Below are 20203 nucleotides of genomic sequence, written 5' to 3' on the forward strand. Positions count from 1 at the left end.
ACCCGAGCTGGAGGTACTGACATGGGAATTCCTCTGCGCCAAGCCGTCCGCGTCGGCTCCTACCTCGTGCGGCAGAAGCTCGCGCGACGCGAGAAGTTCGCCCTCACCCTGGAGCTCGAACCGCTGTTCGCCTGCAACCTGGCCTGCGCCGGCTGCGGCAAGATCCAGCACCCGGCCAGCGTGCTCAAGCAGCGGATGCCGGTGGACCGGGCGCTGGCCGCCGTCGAGGAGTGCGGCGCCCCGGTCGTGTCCATCGCCGGTGGCGAACCGCTGATGCACCCCGAGATCGAGGTGATGGTCGCCGAGCTGGTGCGGCGCAAGAAGTTCGTCTACCTGTGCACGAACGCGCTGCTGATGCCCCGCAAGATCGATAAGTTCACGCCGTCGCCGTACTTCTCCTGGGCGGTGCACATCGACGGGCTGCAGGAGCGCCACGACGCCTCGGTGTGCAAGCAGGGCGTGTTCGATCAGGCGGTGGAGAACGTGCGCGAGGCGCAGCGCCGCGGCTTCCGGGTCACCACCAACAGCACGTTCTTCAGCACCGACACGCCCGCGTCGGTGATCGAGGTGCTCGACTACCTCAACGACGAGCTCCAGGTCGACCAGATGATGCTCTCGCCCGCCTACGCCTACGACAAGGCGCCCGACCAGGAGCACTTCCTCGGCGTCACCGAGACCCGCGAGCTGTTCGCGAAGGTCTTCGCCGACGGCAGGCGCAAGAAGTGGCGGTTCAACCACTCGCCGCGGTTCCTGGACTTCCTGGAGGGCAAGGTCGACTTCGGTTGCACCGCGTGGGCGATCCCGTCCTTCTCGCTGCACGGCTGGCAGCGGCCCTGCTACCTGATGGGTGACGGGTACGCGCAGAGCTACCGGGAGCTGATCGACGAGACCGACTGGGAGTCCTACGGGCGCGGCCGGGATCCGCGGTGCGCCAACTGCATGGCTCATTGCGGTTATGAGCCCACCGCGGTACTGGCCACGATGGGTTCACTACGCGAATCGATTCGTGCCCTGAAGGGGTGAGGGATACCACCCGAACCACTGTTGATCAGCAACGATGCGGTTACCCTTGTGGTCCCGCCCCCGACGACGGACACCGAAACGCATGAAGCAGCCATCGCAGGTCGTGCACCTCGACGCGCTCCCATCGCACCTGTGGCACGCCGCCAAGCACCTGGGCGAAACGGTCGTCGCACCGCTGGTGCTGTTCTACGTCCTGTTCACCTTCACCGGTCTGACCGGTGGACTGATCGCCGCACTCGTGTGGGGCGTCGGCGCCGTCGCCGTCCGCCTCGTGCTCCGGCTGCGGGTGCCGCTGGTGCTGATGCTGACCACCGGGGTGCTGGTGGTGCGGACCGTCGTCGGGTTCGCCACGAACAGCTCGTTCCTGTACTTCCTGGAACCGAGCCTGCAGAACTTCCTGGTGGCCGTGCTGTTCCTCGGGTCGCTGCTGTTCGAACGGACGCTCATCGCCAAGCTCGCCGACGACTTCTGCATCCTGCCGCCGTCGCTGATCGGCAACGCCCGGGTGCAGCGGTTCTTCCGGCGGGTGTCGCTGCTGTGGGCGCTGGTGTTCACGATCAACGGCTTCACCACGCTGTGGGCGCTCGCCCAGGCCACCATCGGGCACTTCCTGCTGGCCAGCACGGCAGGCTCGTTCAGCCTGGTCGCGGTGGCCGCGGTCGCCTCGATCTGGTGGCTGCGGCGCGAGCTGCGCGGTGAGGGGATCACGCTGCGCTTCGCCCGCGCGGCCTGAGCAACCGCGGTCGCACGGCCCACCGATCCGGTCCAGCCGGGTCGGTGGGCCGCTCTCGTGAGCAGCCCTCAGCCGAAGCGGTGCGCGAGGCGGTGGAAGGTCGCGGGCAGCGCACCCTGCGCCCGGGCGGCGAGACCCAGCCAGCTCGGCACGAACACCTCCGCCGTGCCCTCCTCCAGCGCGCGCACCAGCACCCGCGCCACCCGCTCCGGCGGTACCGGCCGCGGGAAGCGGCGCTCCGGGGCACCCCGGCGGTCGAAGAAGCGGGTGGCGACCAAGCCCGGGAACACGGTGGTCACCGGCACGCCCTCGTGCGCCACGCTCGCCGCGAACGCCCGCAGCCCCGCCTTCGTCGCCGAGTACACCGCCTCCCCGCGCACCCCGGTCGCGGCGATCGACGAGACGAACCCCACCTGGCCGCCCCGAGCGACCAGCCCGGGCAGCGCCGCGCGCGTCAGCTGCAGCGGGGCCGTGAGGTTCAGCGCCACCAGCTCCGCCACCCGCGCCTCCGGCATCTCCGGCAGCGGACCCGCGCACCCGGCCCCGGCGTTGTTGATCAGCAGATCGGTGTCGGCGGCGACCTCGGCGACCCGGCGCACCGCATCCGGATCCGCCAGGTCCGCCACCAGCGCGCGCCCGCCGCTGCGCCGCGCCACCGCCGCCAGCCGCTCCCGGTTCCGGCCCACCAGCACCGGATCGCACCCGAGCGCCCCCAGCTCCAGCGCGAGCGCGGCGCCGATGCCGGAGGACGCGCCGGTGACCAGCGCGGAGCGCCACCTCACCCGGCACCTTCCTCGATGGCCCGCCGCAGGTGCTCGCCGCGGTGCGTGAGCACCCAGATGCCCGCCATCAGCACCAGACCCGCCAGCACCTGCCCGGCCACCGCGCCCGGCGCCGTCTCCACGCGCTCGCCGAGCCAGCTCACCCCGATCGCCATCCCCACCAGCGGATCCGCCGCGGTGATCACCGCGAGCGCCGGGGAGATGAACCGGCCCTGCTGGAACGTGTTCTGGCTCAGCAGGAACCCCACCGGCCCCAGCGCGCACACCACGTACAGCGTCGGATGCGTGAACGGTTCGGCGATGCCGCCGTGCCGCAGCTGCTCGGCCACCACCTTGATCAGTCCGGCGGTGACGCCGTAGAGCACGCCCGTCGCCAGCGCCAGCGCCAGCACCCGCACCTCACCGGGGAAGCGGTTCGCGGTGAGCACGCAGGCCAGCACCACCAAGGCCAGCGCCACCGCCAGTGGCCGCACGTCCGTCGCCCCCGTGAACCCCGTCCCCTCGCCGACGGGCCGCGCCAGCAGCAGGAACGCGGCGAGCCCCGCCATCACCGCCAGCGCGCCCAGCACCAGCACCCGGTCCAGCCTGCGGTGCGCCATCCCCGCCGCGAACACCGCGCCGAACAGCACCGAGGTCACCAGCAGCGGCTGCACCAGCACCAGCGGTCCGAACGCCAGAGCCACCATCTGCAGCGACAGCCCGGCCAGCACCGTCCCGATGCTGAGCAGCCAGACCGGCTTGCGCACCAGGTCCCACAGCAGCCGCGGGTCGAGCGTGCGGCTGGTGGGCACCTGCTTGGTGGCGCGCTGCTGCACCGCGCTGGCCAGCCCGAACCCGGCCGCGCCGAGGACGGCGGCCGGTACCGCGATCCCCAGCATCGTGCCCGTGGAACTCACGAGCCGACGCCCACCGGTGCGGGGTCGCCCAGCGCGGCGAACGCCTGCCGGAACCGGTCGGCGAACTCGGCCACGTCCGGGAACGACCCGGGGTCGGTGGTGATGCCGACGCCCGTGTGCTCGGACCAGTGGATCACTCCGAGCGCCAGGCCCACCCCGGCGGCCAGCGGCAGCACCGGGTGCACGGTGTGCAACCGCGCGCCCGCGATCCGCGGCGGTTCGGCCCGGCCCGGCATGACCGAGACGATGGCCTGGAAGAAACGTCCCCGGTACATCGACCGGACCGCTCGCGCGTGCAGCGGGGCCGGGAGCGCGCCCAGCGCGCCCACCACCGCGGCAGCGGCGACCGGCATGCCGCCGCGTTGCGCCCGGTCCAGGCGGGCGGCGATCTCGGAGAGGCGTCGGCGCGGCGCCATCGGACCCAGCGGCAGGTCCACCGCGATCCCCGCCGCGTGGTTGCCGAACCAGGACGTCCCGCCACCGGTGCCCCGGGGCACCATCGCGCGCAGCGAGCGCTGCGTGGTGTCGTTCTCGTCCACCAGGTGCAGCGCTTCGGCCAGCACCGCCAGCAGCAGCGCGGTCCGGCTGACCCGGTGGGCGGCGGCGGTGCGGCGCACCTGCTCGGTGGGGAGCTCCACCCACGCGTAGCGGCGGGCCGAGGTGCTGCGCCGCGCCGGCCCCGCCGCGGGCAGCGCGTTCGCCGCGGCCAGGCCCAGCAGACCGCGCAGCACCACCAGCGCCCGGCGCGCCCCCGACAGCTCCGGGGCGGCGGGCGGCGGCTCCTCCTGCGGGTCGTCGGAGAGCAACCGCAGCAGCGTCGCGGTCATCACCAGCCCGTCACCCAGCGCGTGGTGCATCGACACCAGCAGCACGACCTGCGCCGAGCCGGGTTCGCGCAGCACCTTCAGCGCCCACGGCGGCCGGTCGGCGCGCAGCGGGGCGGTGAAGAACTCCCGCTCGACCCGTTCCCGCTCGCCGGGAGCGCCGCTCAGCTCGTGGTGGCCGAGGTGCTCGGGCACCGAGATCTCCCGCACGGGGATCCAGCGCCCGCCGCTGAGCCGGTGGTGCAGCATCGGCAGCCGCGGCGCCCGGCTGGTGATCAGGGCGCCGAGGTGGTCGATCCAGTCCGCGGTCGTCATCACCCGGTCCGGGTCGCTCAGCGTCAGCACCGCGCCGGTGCGCTGCGGGACCTCCGGGGTGGCGGCGTGCACGAAGAACGCGTCCTGCCCGCGCAGCCGCCGCGGGCGCGGCGGGGGCCGCAGGTCGGCGAGCTCGGCCACCTGGTCGGCGAACCGGCCGGTGACCCGCAGGTGCTCGTGCACGCGCTGCTCGACGGCGTGCAGCTCGTCCGGGTCGGTGAGCAGGCGGTCCAGCACCCGGGCCAGCGCGTCCGCGTCCTCGCACAGCTCGGCGAGCCCCGCGTCGGCCATCAGTTCGGCGTTGGCGCGGCCGTGCCCGGCGATCGGTTCCACCATGAGCACCGGGCGTGCGCACGCGAGCGCCTCCAGCGCGGTCGCACCGCCCGCGTTGGTCACCACCACGTCGGCGGCCGCGGTGTAGGCGGGCACGTTCCGCACCCAGCTCAGCGGCACCAGCCGGGGGTCCTGTCCGGCGCGGTCCCGCAGCCGCCGCAGCAGCGCCTCGTTGTGCCCGCACAGCACCACCACCCGGTCGATCTCGGTGCGCAGCGCGGCGTCGGCGGCGCGCTCCACGGAACCGAAGCCGAGCGAACCGCAGGAGATCAGCAGGATCCGCCCCTCGGCGGGCAGCCCGCAGTCCCGGCGAGCCTCGGCCTTGTCCCGCGGCCGGAACCGGGACTCCACCGGCGGGGCGCTCACCGCGTGCACCGAGCGGGGCTGGGCACGGCGTGCGGCCCGCAGCCCGTTCTCGCTCATCACGTAGTGCAAGTCGATCCGCGAGTACACCCAGAACGGGTGCGGCGCGAAGTCGGAGATCACCGCGGCGATCGGCACGTCCAGCTCACCGCGCCCGCGCAGCCAGTCGAGGCCCGCGGTACCCAGCGGGTAGGTCGAGACGATCAGGTCCGGGCGGTGCTCGGCCAGCACCGGCCGCAGCCGCCGCCCGCACCAGGACCCGACGAAGCGGCGGCAACCGTCGGCGAACCAGCGCTGCCGCCACAGCGCGGCGTAGAAGAAGTCGTACAGCCACGGGGTGCTCTCGACGTTGGTGACGTAGATGCGCTGGAACGCGGCCGGCACCCACGAACCCATGACCTGCAGCGCGTCCACCCAGGTGACGGCGCATCCCGGCCAGCGGGCGCGGGCGGCCTCCTCCACGGCCCGCGCCGTGGCGTTGTGGCCTTCCCCGATGGTGGCGCTGACCAGCAGGAGTCGGTGCGGTGGCTGAGTCACGAGGCGAGCTCCCCCCTCCGAGAACGGCTCGTGGTCCGGAGGCTAACGGCGTCCCGGAGGCCCGGCCGGATGAGCGAACGCCCCGCAGCCGGATGACTCGGCGGCCGGTTCCGGGCGAGGATGGCCGTGGTGGATCAGCTGAGGCCCGGGCGACCGGGCGGAACGGGAGTGGGCATGACCAGCAAGCAGGAGGCGGCGGCCGCGGTCCGGGCGAAGAAGGTGGAGCTCGGCATCACGTGGGCGCAGCTGGCGGAGGCCGTGGGGCGCCCGGTGGCGTGGACGACGGCGGCGCTGCTGGGCCAGCACCCGATGCCGGAGGCGGAGGCGCGCGCGGCGGGGAGCTGCTGGAACTGGGACCGGACGTGCTGCACGCGCTGCGGCTGCAACCCACCAGGGGCGCGTTGGACCAGCCGGTGCCCACCGACCCGACGATGTACCGGTTCTACGAGGTGCTGCAGGTCTACGGGCCGACGATCAAGGAACTGATCCACGAGGAGTTCGGCGACGGCATCATGAGCGCGATCAACTTCCGGCTCGACGTGAGCCGCGCGGAAGATCCGCAGGGCGACCGGGTGGTGGTGACGCTGGACGGCAAGTTCCTGCCGTACCAGTGGTGACCTCGCCGCGCGCCTGAGCGGGCGTTCAGCCGGTGGCCGCGAGGAACGCGTCGCGCAGGTCGTGGGTGATGTGCGCGGGCCACAGCGCGTGCAGCGGCGCGAACAGCGCCGGGCGCAGCTCCACCACCCGGGTCCGCCCGCCCGCGGTGGGCCCGGGCGGGGCGGTCACCAGGGCCACGTGCCGGGTGCCGATCACCGCGGTGACCGGCGGGGTGCCCTGGATCGGATTGCGCAGGTGCTTCGGTTCGAACCCGGCGCGGCGGCAGTGCTCCAGCAGCAGGTCGGTGTAGCCGGACCGCCCCGGATCGCCCCAGACCACGAGCCGTTCCCCGGCGAGTTCGGTGAGCTCGACGTGGTCCCGGCCGGCCAGGTGGTGGTCCGCGGCGACGGCGAGCGACAGCCGGTCCTGGCTGAGGGTGCTGCGGGTCAGCCCGTGCTGGGGGCGCATGCCGCGGCAGAGCCCGAGGTCGAGTTCGCCGCCGAGCAGGTCCTCGGTGAGCTGCTGCGGGTAGTGCTGGTGCACTTCGGTGCCGAGCGCGGGCAGCTCGGCGAGCGCGGTGTGCACCAAGGTGGTGACTTCGTCGCTGGTCACGGCCGGGGTGTGCCCGATCCGCAGGGTCTCGGCGCCGCCGCGTCCGATGCGGCGGGCGCGGTGCAGCGCGGCGCGGGCGATGCCGTGCAGGACCCGCGCGTCTTCGATGAGCGCCTGCCCGGCGGGCAGCGGGGTGACCCCGCCGGTGTCGCGGCGCAGCAGCGGGACGCCGACCTCGCGTTCGAGGCTGCGCACCGAGGCGCTCAGGGCCTGCTGGGTGAGGTGCAGCCGGGCCGCGGCCCTGGTGAATCCGCCTTCTTCGGCCACGGCGACGAGGTGCTCCAGCTTGCGCAGGTCCAGTCCCACGTCGGTCCTCCACCTCCTCGTCGGCTGCCGCGTCCCGCACTCGCCGGGGCGGCCGGCCCCCGCTCCGGCCGCCCCGGCATCCTGCTCCACCCTGGCGGGCGGTCCGGTCAGCGGGTGGTGTACCCGCCGTTGGCGAAGATCGTCTGCCCGGTGATCCACCAGCCGTCGGTGGCCAGGAAGCGGACCAGCGGTTCGATGTCCTCGATCTTGGTGAGCTGGTTGCCGAGGGCCTGCGACTTGTGGAACTCGACCCGTTCGGGGGTCTCCTGCGGGTAGAAGAACGGGGTGTCCATCGGCCCGGGGGCGATGTTGTTCACCGAGATGCCGCGGTCGGCGAACTCCTTGGCCGCGGCCCGGGTGAAGTGCTCCAGCGGCGCCTTGCCGCCCGCGTAGGTGGAGTAGCCGTCGGTGAACGCCGCCAGCAGCGAGGTCACCAAGCTGATGATCTTGCCGTTGTCGTTGAGCCGGCGGCCCGCCTCCTGCAGGAAGAAGTACGCGGCCTTGGCGTTGATGCCGAACATCCGGTCGTACTCCTCCTCGGAGGTCTCCACGATCGGTTTGCGCAGCACCATGCCGGTGGTGTTGACGGCGACGTCGACGCCGCCGAACTCGTCGACGGCCGCGTCGAACAGCCGCCGGACGTCCTCGACGCGGGTCAGGTCGCCCGCGACGGTGATCGCCTGCGAACCCGCCGCGCGAACGGCCTCGGCGGTGCGCTCGGCGTCGTCCTTCGAGGACTCGGAGTGGTGGTGGACCACGACCTCGGCGCCGGCTTCGGCGAGCTTGGTGCTGATCAGTCCACCGAGGTTCTTGCCGCCGCCCGCGACCACCGCGACCTTGCCGTTCAGCGTGTGCTCGGTCATCTCGCCCTCCTTGCCGGAATCGGTCGACCGGCGTGTTCCGCCGGTCCGGCCCCGACGCTAGGGGCCGTCGCCCGGGCCCGGGAAACACGCGCTTCGCGTGCGCCGACAAGGAACGCCGATGGCCGCAGGTCGCGGCGGGTTCAGCAGGTCATCCGCAGATCTTCCCGGCGGCCGCGGTGAGGGCGTCCCGGTGCAGCGCGTCCAGCCGGTGCCCGAAGACCGCGGTGACCGCGGAGGCGGCGAGGTCCAGCCGGCATTCGTCGGTGGGTTCCCGCACCGCTTCGGTCTCCCGCAGCTCGCGCACCGCCTCCGCGCTGATCCGGTCCAGCTCGGGCCGCACCTCCGCGCCGAGGTCGGGGCGGTGGTCGGGACGCAGCTCCGGGTGCGCGTCCCACTCGGCGAACAGCCCGCGCTGCACGTCCTTGCCCGCCTCGATCTGGTCCCGGAAGAACCGGACCCCGTCGGCCGGGTCGAGCCCCGCTTCAGCGGAGAGCTCGGCGACGGTGTCGAGCACCTCCCGCTCCCGCGGCGGGTCCTCGATGGGGGAGTCGGTGCCGTACTTGGCGGCGGCGACCTCGTCGGCCAGCAGCAGCCGTTGGGCGGCGAGGTCGACCAGCGCGGTCAGCCGGGGTTCGGCGCGGTCCGGTGCCGGTACCGGTGCCGCGCTGCCGGTGGCCGGGGCCGTCGTGGCGATCAGCGCGCTCAGCGCGAGTCCCGTGAGCATCCTTCGTCGCATGTCCGCTCCTCGTCGGTCGGTGTCGTGGAGGAGTCTGCCTCGACCGGGCCCGCGCACCACGTCCGACATGCCCCGGCGTGTCGGCCCGGCTCGAGTGCCGCCCCCGCCCCGGCCGACGCCCGGTCCACTGTGAACCCACTGTGGACCGTGCGGGAAACCGAGTTGAACCGCGCGGGAACGGTTTTCTCCCGACGGCGAGCACGCCGCGCCGCCGTGCGGCGATCGACAACGGTCCTCAGTGGTCCGATCGGCCGGTCCGCGACGGATCTCCGGGGTGCGCCGATTACGCCTTTCGGCGGAACCCGGGCTCCGGGTTTGTCATCGGCATGACAAGAACATTCTCATGGCGAACCGCTAGCTTGACGTGCTCTGCGCGAAGTCGATAGGTGTTCCCGATCTTTACCGGTTTCAGCGCGCAGTGGTGAGGGAGCGGCATGGTTCGAGACGGTCGAACGGACGGCGCGGGCGGGGCCCGGCACGGTACGCACGCGTTGCGGGTGCTGGCCAGGGCGGGCATGGCCTCGCCCACCTCGCCGCGGCGCGCGCTGCGCGGGCTCGCCGACGTCCGCACCTGGGGTCCGCTGGTGGGGGCGCTGCGGCACATCACGCGGACCCGGCCCGCCGACGTGGGCCTGGCCGACGAACTCGGCGAGGTCACCTACGGGGAGCTGGACCGCGCCTCCGACCTGCTGGCGGTCGCGCTGCGGGACCGCGGGTTCGACGACCGGCACACCGTCGCGGTGTGCTGCCGCGACCACCGCTGGCTGGTCCTGTCGCTGCTGGCCTGCGGGAAGCTCGGCGTGCACGTGGTGCTGGTGAACACCGGTTTCGCCGCTCCGGAACTCGCCGACGTCGTCGATCGCGAGCAGGTCGCCGCGCTCATCGTCGACGGCGAGTTCGCCCCGCTGGTGGCCGGGGCTCGGCTGCGGGTCCCGTGCTTCGAGGCGTGGCCCGCGGCGGCCGCGACGGGAAGCACCACCCTGAAGGGACTGCTCGCGGAGGCCGAGCAGTCCCCGGAGGAACCCGTCATCCCCCGGCCCCGCCGCCCCGCGGGCGTCGTGTTGCTCACCAGCGGCACCACCGGCCGCCCCAAGGGGGCCCGCAGGCAGGTGCGCTCCGCGTTGAGCGCCGCCGAGTTCCTGGACCGCATCCCGCTGCGCGCCGGGGAACCCACCTTCATCGCCTCCCCGCTGTTCCACGCCATCGGCTATTCGCAGCTGACCGTGGCGTTCGGCCTCGGCAGCACCGTGGTGGTGCGGAGCCGGTTCGACGCCGCGCGGCTCGCGACGGCCGTGCGCGAGCACGGGTGCCGCGCGGTGGTGCTGGTGCCGACGATGCTGCGGCGGTTGCTCGACCTCGACCCGGAGTTTTTGCGCGCGAACCTGTCCGGGCTGCGCGCGGTGATCGTGTCCGGCTCGGTGCTCGCCCCGGAACTGGCGCGGGCCACCGCGCAGCGGCTCGGCGACGTGCTCTACAACCTGTACGGCTCCACCGAGGCCGCGGTCGCCGCGGTCGCCACCCCGGCGGAGCTGCGCCGCGCGCCGGGCACCGCGGGGCGCAGCCCGCACGGCTGCGCGGTGCGGCTCTACGACGGGGCGAACCGGCGGATCACCCGATCCGACGTGCTGGGCCGGATCTTCGCCGGTGGCACGCTGACCTCCACCGGCTACACCACCGGGACCGGGCGGCCGCAGATCGGCGGGCTGGTGGACACCGGCGACCTGGGCCACTTCGACGAGTCCGGTCTGCTGTTCGTGGACGGCCGCGCCGACGACATGATCATCTCGGGTGGGGAGAACGTGTTCCCGGCCGAGGTGGAAAACGTCATCGCCACCCACCAGGCGGTGAAGGACGTCGCCGTCCTCGGCATCTCCGACCCCGAGTTCGGGCAGCGGCTGCACGCGTTCGTGGTGCCCATCCCCGGTGCCGCGCTGCACCCGCTGGAGGTCGTCGACTTCGTCCGCCAGCGGCTCGCCCGGCACAAGGTCCCGCGGCGGGTGGACCTGGTGCGGGCGGTTCCGCGCAGCGCCACCGGCAAGGTCCAGCGCGCGGCCCTGCCCGCGGGCTGACGCCCGGGCGCGGACCGGGCGCGGACCGGGACGGGGCGGGGCGGGGCGGGGCGGGACGGGGCGGGGCGGACCGGAGAACCCGGTGGTCGCCGCCCTGTCCGAAAGTATCAATGATCTGGCCGTCGGCGTCAGACCGGACGGGCGAACCCGGCATAACGTGATCGTGTCCCCAGCGCACGACCACGAGGAGCCCGCATGTCGCCGATCCGCCAACCCCATGTCGCCATCATCGGCAGCGGGTTCGCGGGCATCGCGGTGGCCGCGCAGCTCAAGCGGGCCGGCCACACCTCGTTCACGATCTTCGAACGCGCCCCCGGCGTGGGCGGGGTGTGGCGGGACAACACCTACCCGGGGGCCGCGTGCGACGTGCCCTCGCACCTGTACTCCTACTCGTTCCAGCCGGAACCGACGTGGCGGCGCCGGTTCGCCGAGCAGCCGGAGATCCTGCGGTACCTGCGGCGCTGCGTGGAGCAGAACCGGCTGACCCGGCACCTGCGGCTGAACACCTCCATCGAATCCGCCGCCTACGACGAGAAGGCCCGGAAGTGGCGGCTGCGCACCGGATCCGGCGACCTCGTCGAGGCGGACGTGCTGGTACCCGCGGTGGGCCAGCTCAGCGAACCGGTCGTGCCGAACCTGCCCGGGCTGGACGAGTTCGACGGCCCGGCCTTCCACTCCGCCCGCTGGGACCACCAGCTCGACCTGCGCGACAAGCGGGTCGCGGTGATCGGCACGGGCGCGAGCGCGGTGCAGTTCGTCCCCGCGATCGCCGACCGGGTGCGGGAGATGACGGTGTTCCAGCGCTCGGCGCCGCACATCGTTCCCCGGCCGGACCGCGCCTACCAGTCCTGGCACCGGTTCGCGTTCCGCCACATCCCCGGCGCGCAGGCCGTCGGCCGGTTCGGCGTCTGGCTGTTCTTCGAGGCGGCCGGTCGCGGGCTGACCACCGCGCAGGGCATCGGCAGGCTGTTCACCGTGGTCGCGGGTGGCCACCGGCGCAGGCAGGTGCCCGCGGAGCCGCTGCGCGCGGACCTCGCGCCCGACCACCAGATCGGCTGCAAGCGGGTGCTGTTCTCCAGCGAGTACTACCCGGCGTTCTCCCGCGAGGGCGTCCGGCTGGAGCGCGGAGCGATCGAACGGGTCACGTCGAACGGGGTGCGGACCGCGGACGGGGTCGAGCACCCCGCGGATGTGATCATCTTCGGGACCGGGTTCGACGCGAGCAACTTCCTGTCCACACTGGACATCACCGGCGCCGGTGGCGCCCGGCTGGACGAGGTGTGGAAGCGGGGTGCGCGCGCCTACCTGGGCATGGCGGTGCCCGGCTTCCCGAACATGTTCGTGATGTACGGCCCGAACACCAACCTCGGCTCCGGATCGGTGGTGCACGTGCTGGAGAGCCAGGCCAGGTATGTGGTGCGCCTCGTGCGCAGGCTCGCCCGGAGACCCGGTGCCGCGCTGGACGTGCTCCCGGCCGCCGCCGAGCGGTTCGACCACGAGATGCAGCGGCGGCTGCGCGACAGCGTGTGGACCTCCTGCCGCAGCTGGTACCGGGACGCCGACGGGCGGGTGAGCACCAACTGGCCCGGATCCATGACCGAGTACCGCAGGCGCACCCGCTGCCCCGACCTGAACGACTTCCAGGTGCTGACGGCCTCCACCACGTGACCGCCGTCCCCACCTGAACTGCACAGCGACCGAGCGGGCCGACGGCGGCCCGGACCCCCTGAGAGGTGCGCACATGCCCGACCACGACTACGACGTGCTCGTCATCGGATCCGGCTTCGGCGGCGGAGTGTCCGCGCTGCGCCTGACCGAGAAGGGCTACCGGGTCGGGGTGGTGGAGGCGGGCAGGCGGTTCCGCGACGAGGACTTCCCGAAGACCTCCTGGCGGCTGCGCGACTACCTGTACCTGCCGAAGCTCGGCTGCTACGGCATCTTCCGGTTCGACCTGCTCAAGGACGTGCTGATCCTCAGCGGCGCCGGGGTCGGCGGCGGATCCCTGGTGTACGCCAACACCCTCTACGAACCGCCGGAGGAGTTCTACGCGCACCCGCAGTGGGCCGGCATCACCGACTGGCGCCGCGAACTCGCGCCCTACTACGACCAGGCGAAGCGAATGCTCGGCGTCGCCGAGAACCCGCGCGACACCCCGGCCGACGAGGCGATGCGCGCCGCCGCCGAAGACCTCGGCATCGCGGGCACCTTCCACCGCGCGCAGGTCGGCGTGTACTTCGGCGAACCCGGTGCCACCGCCGAGGACCCGTACTTCGGCGGCGCCGGGCCGCAGCGGCGGGGCTGCCTGCACTGCGGCGAGTGCATGACCGGGTGCAGGCACGGCGCGAAGAACACCGTCGCGAAGAACTACCTGCACCTGGCCGAGAACGCCGGCGCCGAAGTGCACCCGCTGACCACGGTGACGGAGGTGCGCCCGCTGCCCGGCGGCGGCTACGCGGTCTCCACGGTGCGCACCGGCCGCCGGCTGCGCAAGCGGCGCCGCACGTTCACCGCGCGGGAAGTGGTGTTCTCCGCGTCGGCGCTGGGCACCCAGAAGCTGCTGCACCGGATGCGGGACACCGGTGCGCTGCCCGGGATCTCGTCCCGGCTGGGCCTGCTGAGCCGCACGAACTCCGAGCAGATCCTCGCCGCCCGCGCCCGCGGCGACGACCGCGACTACAGCGAAGGCGTCACCATCACGTCCTCGCTGCACCCGGACGCGTCGACGCACATCGAACCGGTCCGCTACGGCAAGGGCAGCAACCTGCTGGCGCTGCTGGAGGCCGCGCTGGTCGACCCGAAGCCCGGCCGCAACCGGTTCCTGCTGGGGCTGCGGCACATGCTGCGCCACTGGCGCGACCTGCCGACGCTACACTCGCCGCGCCGCTGGTCGCAGCAGACGATCGTGCTGCTGGTGATGCAGGCGGTGGACAACTCGCTGACGCTGCGCACCAAGCGGGGCCTGTTCGGGCGCAAGCTCAGCAGCGAGCAGGGCGACGGGGAACCGAACCCGACGTGGATCCCCGCCGGGCACGCCGCGGCCCGCTCGGTCGCCGAGAAGATCGACGGGGTGCCCGCGGGCAGCTGGGCGGACCTGGCGAACATCCCCATCACCGGGCACTTCATCGGCGGCTGCGCCATCGGCTCCGACGCCGAGCACGGCGTGGTCGACGCCTACCACCGGCTCTACGGGCACCCGGGGCTGCACGTGGTCGACGGCTCGACGATCTCGGCGAACCTGGGGGTGAACCCGTCGCTGACCATCACCGCGCAGGCGGAGCGGGCGATGGCGATGTGGCCGAACAAGGGCGAACCGGACCGCCGCCCCGAGCTGGGTGAGCCGTACCGGCCGGTCGAGCCCAGCGTCCCGTCGGCCCCCGTGGTGCCAGCGGCGGCACCGGGGGCGCTGCGGCTGCCGCTGAGCCCGATCTGATGTTGCTGGGGCGGGAGATCCCGCCCGTGGAAGTCCTTGCCCGAACAGGAGAACGGATGACCTATCCACCAGAACCGTGGGAGCTGCACGGCGACCTGCACCTGTCGCTGTGGTCGCTGCCGGAGGTGGAGCTGCCGGGAGTGCCGCTGGAGACGCCACCGGTGCTGATCGGCGACCGCGGTCTCGTCGGCACCGCGTGGGTGCGCTACGGGCCGGGCAGCGTCCTGGAGTACGACGAGCTGCTCGTGGCCGTCCTGGTGCGCGACGGCGCGGTGCCGCGGGTGCACATCAGCCAGATCTGGGTGGACAGCCCGGAATCCTTGCGGGGCGGGCGCGAGCTGTGGGGGATCCCCAAGGAGAGCGCGGAGTTCCGCAGGCGCACCGGCGCGCGGGTCACCTCGTGCGCGGCCGGGGGCATCGCCTCCGCCGGTTTCTCCCGGTTGGCCCGGGTGCCCGGTCGCTGGCCGTTCGCCTACCGCGTCGCCCAGGACCTGCACGAGTTCCAGCAGTCCCCGGTGCGCGGATCGGCCGGGCTGACCTGGTGCTCGGCGGTGTGGCGGTTCGATCCGGACGGGCCGCTGGCGTGGCTGGACGGGCGGCGGCCGGTGGCGAGCGCGGCGCTCACCGACTTCTCGATGAGCTTCGGCGCGGCGTCCGGCTGATCCGCTTCCTCCCGGTTCTTCCGTTGCGGGCACGGGATTCCGGTTCGCGGTGCGGGGCGTTCGTGGGATCATGGGAGCCATGACCGGTTCCGCGCGCGCCCTGCTGGACTCGATTCACCGCGAACTCGCCCCGAGGGAGGGGGAGAACCGGCTGGTGCCGCTGGTGCGGGACGGTGCCGCGCCGAGGTCGGTGCTGGCCGCGCTGGCGGCGGAGGAGTCCCGCATCGTGCCGTGCGACTGGCGCAGCTTCCTCACCCTGTCCGCGCGCGCAGCGGACCGGCCCACCCGCGAGTTCTTCGCCGGGCTCGCCGCGGGGGAGGGGGCGGCGCTGGGCGCGCTGCCGAAGCTGTCGGCGGCGCTGGGCTGGAGCGAGCAGGACGTCGCCGACTACCGGCCGAAGGCGGGCTGCCAGGCCTACCCCGCGTACATGTCGTGGCTCGCCCTGCACGCCGAGCCCGGGGACGCGGCGGTGGCGATCGTGTCGAACTTCGCCGCGTTCGGCGCCTACTGCGCGGAGGTGGCCCAGGCGCTGCGCAGCAGGTACGGACTGTCCGATGCGGACTGCGAGTTCTTCGACCTGTTCGGCACCCCGGTGCCGGGCGCCGACGAGCAAGCGGAAGCGGCGGTGCAGGCCGAGCTCGACGCGGGCCGCATCACCGAGTCCCGCGCCCGCGAGTACGCGCGCCTGTTCCAGGACTACGAGCTCATGTTCTGGAACACCCTCCCCGACGAACTCGGAACCGCTGCGCCGAACGAGTGAGCACCGTCCGGCGTGGACACCCGCCGATCCGCAGCCGTTAGGGTCGTGCCCGAATTTCCAGCGGAGACGTTCGGAGGAGACGGGTGAGCGAGTCGATCGCGGCCACGCACGAGGTGATGCTCGCTGCCGCCGGCCGGATCAGGGAAGCCGGCGACATCATCGGGATGGGCGGAACGGACTTCCGATCCGATGCGGCGCTGGAGGACGCGGTGCCGGCGCCGACGGAGGAACAGGCGATGGTCGATCCGCTCAACTACGTGCACATGCAGGTGGCGCAGCAGGTCCGCGGCCCCTACCGGGACTGCCTAGTCGCCGTCGACGAATTCCGGCAGGTCGCGCAGGAGATGGCCGAGCGGTTGGCCCTCGACGTCCAACGTTCCGCCGAGGAGTACCTGGCCAGGGAACAGCAGATGGTGGACGACCTGGGACGGGTGCGGCGACAGCTCGACGAGGGCCCGCGGTAGCGGGCGGGGGAGGACGGGCGTGCGCAATCCCCTCGATCACGTGTCCACCGACTTCTGGCAGGTCACCGGGGACTTCGACTCCGTGGTGAAGCTGTTGCCCCCAGCGGGGCCGGGGCAGGGGATCAACCCCATCACCGGGCAGCTGGTCGCCGTCCGGGAGTTGGACCTGGCCAGGATTCGCGAGGTCGCGAGGAAGAGCTGGGCGGACAGCTCTCGAACGGAGAGCATTCGCACGGCTGCCGGGGCAGCGGTGAACTCCCTCGAGGTCACCCGCGAATACATCGGCCAAGGTTGGCGGGGACGGGACTTCATCGCCTTCAGCGAGCGACTGGAGCGGCTGCGTTCGACGATCGAGAAGGTCCTCGGACCGGCGGACCGCATGTCGGAGGCATTGATCGAATTGGCCGGAGCGCTGGAAGAAGCACTGACCGAGACGATCACGACCATCACCGCATTGGGCAGCGTGATCTCCGCGGTCGCCGGGGTGGCGGCTGCGGCATTCGCATTTCCCGACCCGACCGTCAGCAAAATCATCGCCCTGATCGCTGCGGTGATCACGGCGATCCTCGCTGCTGTGTCCGCTGCCATGGCGATCGTCAAAGGCATTGCGAGCAGGCAGAAAGCAGTGTCCGGGGTGGTCCGGGAGTGCAGGATGGCAATCGATGCGATCAAGTGAAGGAGATCAGGTGGACGCGCAGGCGCGGATCGAGGAGGCGATGGCGCAACTCGGGCGAAACATGCCGAAGGTGCGGGCGGACCCGCAGGCGGTGCTCGACGGCCGGTTCACGGGCGTCTCCTCGTCCGGTGGCGTCACCGTTGTGGTGGACTCGCTGGGGCGGGTCGAAGAGGTCCGGTTGGCTCCCGGGGCCTGCAGCCGTTATGGCGAGACCGAGTTGGCCTCGGAGGTCGTCGAGGCCAGCACCGCCGCGCGCCGAGCGGCGGAGGAGCTGGACTTCGACGCGGAGCGGCCAGAACGTCCGGTGAGCGGTCGCGAGCCGTTGGAACCTGTTGAGGAAGAGGACTTTTCGCGGCGAAGCTTCCTCGAGTCGGATTGGTGAGCAGGTCGGTGCGCGGCGTGGTGCGGGCGAGCGCGATCGTGGTGCTGGCGGCGTTGCTGGGCACGTCGTGCGCGCTGACGACGCCGGAGGAACCGGGTTACCGGCACCTGCTCCATCCGTGCGCGGACGTACCGCCCGCGCTCGTGGCGTCCCTCGTCGGATCGGCGGCCCCGATGTCGGGTCGGCAGCACGCCCCCGATCCGGACCAGCCCAGGGACTTCCTGTCGCAGCACTGCGGTTGGGACAACGCCAGTCCCGCCGGATGGGGCGAACTGGCGTGGACGCGGCTCGAGGTCGACGTCGGCTTGGCGCTCAAGGACACCGGTGCGCCGGACCTCGAACTGGCCCGCGCGGGATCGGACGGGAAGAGCCGGGACCGCTACTTGAGCCCTGCCCCGGCAGCTCAGCGGCTGGGTGACGTGACGCTGCAGTGCAACCGGGTGATCGATGGGAAGCGGATCGTCATCGTCTATTTCAGGCAGGCCAACGCCGAGGTCACCGTCCACTTCAGGGGCAGGGGCGAGAACTTGGACGGCACCCCCACCTCCCCACCGCCACCCGAAGACCTCGAACGCGCCGTCCACGCCATCGCCCGGCACCTGCACCAGGAGCTGGGTCCGCCGCGCTAGTCGACGACGGCGGGGAGCGGCGGCAGCTGGTGGATCTCGCCCGCCTCGTGCAGGCGCAGGAAGGCGTCCACCACGCCGGGGTCGAACTGCGTACCGCTGCCGTCGCGCAGCTCCTGCACCGCCTCGTCCACGGTGAGGGTGCGCCGGTACGGCCGATCGGCGAGCATCGTCGCCCACGCGTCGCACACCGACACGATCCGCGCCTCCAAGCGGATCTCCTCGCCGCGCAGCCCCAGCGGATAGCCCTTGCCGTCCCAGCGCTCGTGGTGCTGGCGCACGATCTCGGCGATGTCGTCCAGGTCCGGCACCGCGCGCACCAGCCGGTAGCCGTGGTCGGGGTGCTCGCGCAGCAGCGCCCATTCGGCGTCGTCGAGCGCGGCGGGTTTGCCCAGCACCGACGCCGGGATCACGATCTTGCCGACGTCGTGCAGCCGTCCCGCGAGTTCCGCGTCCTGCACGGTGCCCGCCGCCGCACCCATGGCCTCGCACACGATCCGGGCGTAGGAGCCGACGGCGCGGCCGTGCGAGTGCGAGGACAGGTGCCGGTCGACCAGGTCGCTGACGGCGTGCAGGTAGCCCAGCGAGGCGGTGTGCTCCGACGCCGAGCCGGGCCGATCGCCGACGGAGATCCGGTCGCGGCCTTCGGCCTTCGCCGCGTACAGCGCGCGGTCGGCGGCGGCGACGATGCGCACCGGGTCGTCCTGGTGGCCGTCGGCGAGGGCGGCTCCGACGGAGGTGGTGACCGCGATGCTCGCCCGTTCGGCGCGGGCGACGGGTTCGCGGGCGATCGCGTTCCGCAGCCGTTCGGCGATCGCGGGCACGTCCTCCGGTGCGACGTCGGTGGCCAGCAGCGCGAACTCCTCGCCCCCGTAGCGGGCCAGCACGTCACCTTCGCGGACCACCGCGCGCAGTCGCGCCGAGACCTCCAGCAGCACCCGGTCCCCGACGGGATGCCCGTACCGGTCGTTGATGGCCTTGAAGTGGTCGATGTCGGCGATGAACACGGCGAGCCGGGTGCGGGTGCGCCCCGCCCGCGCCAGCGCTTTCGGCAGTTCCGCCTCGAAGTACCGGCGGGTGTGCAGCCCGGTGAGCGAGTCGGTCACCGCGAGCCTGCGCTGCTCGGAGACCATCACCACGAGCCTGCCGAGGGTGAGCAGGAACAGCACCGCGCACGCCACCGCGATCGCGTTCACCGAGCCTTCGGACACCCGCGAGTTCTCCAGCACCAGCACGCCCGGTGCGATGAGCGAGGCGGCCGCGAGCATCGTGACCCGCAGCGGGCTCAGGTTCAGGTCCTTGCCGGGTCCGGCCTGGGCCACCGCCGCCATCGTCGGGTGCAACCCGGCGGCGCCGAGCGCGATGTTGCCTGCCAGCCACAGCACGTCCAGGAAGTTGCCCGCCGCGTAGCTGCCGTCGATGCGTTGCAGCACGTAGATCGAGTCGGCGCCGAGGAACGCCAGCAGGTTCGCCACCAGCAGGAAGAACGCCGGCGGCCGCGGCCCGGGGTCGAGCAGCAGCCGCAGCCCCACCGCCAGCAGCGCCAGGTCCAGCACCGGGTACGCCACGTACGCCGAGGTCGTCAGCGTCGACTCGTCCGCGCTGGTCAACGGCTGGATCAGGTACAGCCAGGACAGCAGCGCCGCTGCCACGCCCAGCACGGTCGCGTCGATCAGGCTCGGCAGGTCGCGCCGCGGCGCGCGGGCCCGGATCAGCAGCAGCACCCCGGCGACGATCAGCGGGTAGTGCGACAGGTACAGCACGTCGGCCACGAACGGGAACGTGGTGATGCCCAGCAGGTAGTGCGCGGTGTAGAAGCTCGCGTCGGCGAAGAAGTACACGGTCTGGCTGGCGGCGATCAGCAGCCACGGCAGCTGCCACCGCGGCCGGTACCGGCGCACACCCAGCAGCAGCGCCGGAACGGCGGAGGCGCTGATCCCGCAGTACAGCACGATGCGCAGCGCACCGGTGCCGTCGACGCCCGCGAGCGCGAAGTAGACCAGCGCGACCAGCGCGCAGCCGATCGGATAACCCGGCCATCCGAGGCCGCCGAACGTCCGGCGGACGGTGCTGATCATCGGTGCCTCTCCACTCGGGACCCGGCCGATCGGCGACGCGTCCGCGTGGTTCCGCGCGGTGCGGAGCGGGTCCGCCGAAGATCGACACCACCTTAGTGGCGCGGTCCCGGCCCGGGGAACACGTGGATCGTGGCCG

General features: G+C 72.6%; 19 protein-coding genes and 1 pseudogene. 13 read left to right on the forward strand and 7 right to left on the reverse strand.

What is annotated here, in order from left to right:
* Window positions 1-21 precede the first annotated feature (21 nt).
* Together hpnH and H1226_RS12295 are read left to right on the forward strand one after the other, a co-directional pair.
* Window positions 22-1023, forward strand: a complete 1002-nt coding sequence (gene hpnH, locus H1226_RS12290) for an adenosyl-hopene transferase HpnH (RefSeq protein WP_224956723.1) — start codon at window positions 22-24, stop codon at window positions 1021-1023.
* 82 nt (window positions 1024-1105) lie between these two features.
* The gene (locus tag H1226_RS12295; protein WP_224956722.1) at window positions 1106-1756 is read left to right on the forward strand and encodes a VC0807 family protein; all 651 of its coding nucleotides are present in this window, start codon (window positions 1106-1108) and stop codon (window positions 1754-1756) included.
* 68 nt (window positions 1757-1824) lie between these two features.
* Here H1226_RS12295 and H1226_RS12300 read toward each other — a convergent pair whose 3' ends face one another.
* The 3 genes from H1226_RS12300 to H1226_RS12310 are packed head-to-tail and all read right to left on the reverse strand — an operon-like array spanning window position 1825 to window position 5806.
* Window positions 1825-2538: an SDR family NAD(P)-dependent oxidoreductase gene (locus tag H1226_RS12300; protein WP_258349119.1), complete on the reverse strand. Its 714-nt coding sequence runs from the start codon at window positions 2536-2538 to the stop codon at window positions 1825-1827.
* Window positions 2535-3434 carry a DMT family transporter gene (locus H1226_RS12305; RefSeq protein WP_258349120.1) on the reverse strand — a complete coding sequence of 300 codons (900 nt, stop codon included), beginning with the start codon at window positions 3432-3434 and terminating at the stop codon, window positions 2535-2537. Before H1226_RS12305 ends, H1226_RS12300 begins: the two co-directional genes overlap by 4 nt.
* A complete protein-coding gene (locus H1226_RS12310; RefSeq protein WP_258349121.1) occupies window positions 3431-5806 on the reverse strand; it encodes an MGDG synthase family glycosyltransferase in 2376 nt (791 codons plus the stop codon). The genes H1226_RS12305 and H1226_RS12310 overlap by 4 nt, the downstream gene beginning before the upstream one ends.
* Window positions 5807-5980: 174 nt before the next feature.
* On the opposite strand from H1226_RS12310, the pseudogene H1226_RS28330 reads away from it, so the two are divergent.
* A pseudogene (locus H1226_RS28330) lies at window positions 5981-6088 on the forward strand (cyanase); the annotation flags it as partial.
* Between the two features lie 80 nt (window positions 6089-6168).
* On the forward strand, window positions 6169-6423 hold the full coding sequence (gene cynS, locus H1226_RS12320) for a cyanase (protein ID WP_258349123.1): 255 nt from the start codon (window positions 6169-6171) through the stop codon (window positions 6421-6423).
* A 25-nt stretch (window positions 6424-6448) separates the two neighbouring features.
* On the opposite strand, the gene H1226_RS12325 is transcribed toward cynS, so the two are convergent.
* From H1226_RS12325 to H1226_RS12335, 3 genes are all read right to left on the reverse strand, one after another.
* Entirely contained in the window at window positions 6449-7321 is an 873-nt protein-coding gene (locus tag H1226_RS12325) for a LysR family transcriptional regulator (RefSeq protein ID WP_258349124.1), read from the reverse strand.
* Between the two features lie 107 nt (window positions 7322-7428).
* Window positions 7429-8184, reverse strand: a complete 756-nt coding sequence (locus H1226_RS12330; protein WP_258349125.1) for an SDR family oxidoreductase — start codon at window positions 8182-8184, stop codon at window positions 7429-7431.
* A 148-nt stretch (window positions 8185-8332) separates the two neighbouring features.
* On the reverse strand, window positions 8333-8920 hold the full coding sequence (locus H1226_RS12335; protein WP_258349126.1) for a chorismate mutase: 588 nt from the start codon (window positions 8918-8920) through the stop codon (window positions 8333-8335).
* Window positions 8921-9354: 434 nt separating this feature from the next.
* Between H1226_RS12335 and H1226_RS12340 the strand changes: the two genes are divergently transcribed.
* The 9 genes from H1226_RS12340 (at window position 9355) to H1226_RS12380 (ending at window position 17992) form a co-directional block, all read left to right on the forward strand.
* Window positions 9355-10989, forward strand: coding sequence for an AMP-binding protein (locus H1226_RS12340; protein WP_258349127.1), 1635 nt, complete (start codon window positions 9355-9357; stop codon window positions 10987-10989).
* A gap of 195 nt (window positions 10990-11184) precedes the next feature.
* Complete coding sequence (locus H1226_RS12345; RefSeq protein WP_258349128.1) at window positions 11185-12657, forward strand: flavin-containing monooxygenase; 1473 nt, start codon at window positions 11185-11187, stop codon at window positions 12655-12657.
* Between the two features lie 73 nt (window positions 12658-12730).
* The gene (locus H1226_RS12350) at window positions 12731-14419 is read left to right on the forward strand and encodes a GMC family oxidoreductase N-terminal domain-containing protein (RefSeq protein WP_258349129.1); all 1689 of its coding nucleotides are present in this window, start codon (window positions 12731-12733) and stop codon (window positions 14417-14419) included.
* Window positions 14420-14475: 56 nt separating this feature from the next.
* Window positions 14476-15081, forward strand: a complete 606-nt coding sequence (locus H1226_RS12355) for an acetoacetate decarboxylase family protein (RefSeq protein ID WP_224956706.1) — start codon at window positions 14476-14478, stop codon at window positions 15079-15081.
* A gap of 79 nt (window positions 15082-15160) precedes the next feature.
* Window positions 15161-15841 carry a thiaminase II/PqqC family protein gene (locus H1226_RS12360; RefSeq protein WP_258349130.1) on the forward strand — a complete coding sequence of 227 codons (681 nt, stop codon included), beginning with the start codon at window positions 15161-15163 and terminating at the stop codon, window positions 15839-15841.
* An 83-nt stretch (window positions 15842-15924) separates the two neighbouring features.
* A complete protein-coding gene (locus tag H1226_RS12365; protein ID WP_258349131.1) occupies window positions 15925-16305 on the forward strand; it encodes a hypothetical protein in 381 nt (126 codons plus the stop codon).
* A gap of 40 nt (window positions 16306-16345) precedes the next feature.
* Window positions 16346-16981: a WXG100 family type VII secretion target gene (locus tag H1226_RS12370; protein ID WP_258349132.1), complete on the forward strand. Its 636-nt coding sequence runs from the start codon at window positions 16346-16348 to the stop codon at window positions 16979-16981.
* 10 nt (window positions 16982-16991) lie between these two features.
* A complete protein-coding gene (locus H1226_RS12375) occupies window positions 16992-17363 on the forward strand; it encodes a YbaB/EbfC family nucleoid-associated protein (RefSeq protein ID WP_258349133.1) in 372 nt (123 codons plus the stop codon).
* Window positions 17360-17992, forward strand: a complete 633-nt coding sequence (locus H1226_RS12380; protein WP_258349134.1) for a hypothetical protein — start codon at window positions 17360-17362, stop codon at window positions 17990-17992. Before H1226_RS12375 ends, H1226_RS12380 begins: the two co-directional genes overlap by 4 nt.
* On the opposite strand, the gene H1226_RS12385 is transcribed toward H1226_RS12380, so the two are convergent.
* Entirely contained in the window at window positions 17989-20067 is a 2079-nt protein-coding gene (locus H1226_RS12385; protein WP_258349135.1) for a bifunctional diguanylate cyclase/phosphohydrolase, read from the reverse strand. The genes H1226_RS12380 and H1226_RS12385 overlap by 4 nt on opposite strands.
* Window positions 20068-20203: the final 136 nt, after the last annotated feature.

The organism is Saccharopolyspora gregorii, from assembly GCF_024734405.1.
Classification (GTDB): domain Bacteria; phylum Actinomycetota; class Actinomycetes; order Mycobacteriales; family Pseudonocardiaceae; genus Saccharopolyspora_C; species Saccharopolyspora_C gregorii.

Excerpts from the sequence above, each read along its gene's own strand:
- H1226_RS12385 (WP_258349135.1), bottom strand. The coding sequence starts at position 20,067 with ATGATCAGCACCGTCCGCCGGACGTTCGGCGGCCTCGGATGGCCGGGT.
- H1226_RS12335 (WP_258349126.1), bottom strand. The coding sequence starts at position 8,920 with ATGCGACGAAGGATGCTCACGGGACTCGCGCTGAGCGCGCTGATCGCC.
- H1226_RS12340 (WP_258349127.1), top strand. The coding sequence starts at position 9,355 with ATGGTTCGAGACGGTCGAACGGACGGCGCGGGCGGGGCCCGGCACGGT.
- H1226_RS12355 (WP_224956706.1), top strand. The coding sequence starts at position 14,476 with ATGACCTATCCACCAGAACCGTGGGAGCTGCACGGCGACCTGCACCTG.
- H1226_RS12360 (WP_258349130.1), top strand. The coding sequence starts at position 15,161 with ATGACCGGTTCCGCGCGCGCCCTGCTGGACTCGATTCACCGCGAACTC.
- H1226_RS12350 (WP_258349129.1), top strand. The coding sequence starts at position 12,731 with ATGCCCGACCACGACTACGACGTGCTCGTCATCGGATCCGGCTTCGGC.
- H1226_RS12330 (WP_258349125.1), bottom strand. The coding sequence starts at position 8,184 with ATGACCGAGCACACGCTGAACGGCAAGGTCGCGGTGGTCGCGGGCGGC.
- hpnH (WP_224956723.1), top strand. The coding sequence starts at position 22 with ATGGGAATTCCTCTGCGCCAAGCCGTCCGCGTCGGCTCCTACCTCGTG.
- H1226_RS12295 (WP_224956722.1), top strand. The coding sequence starts at position 1,106 with ATGAAGCAGCCATCGCAGGTCGTGCACCTCGACGCGCTCCCATCGCAC.
- H1226_RS12345 (WP_258349128.1), top strand. The coding sequence starts at position 11,185 with ATGTCGCCGATCCGCCAACCCCATGTCGCCATCATCGGCAGCGGGTTC.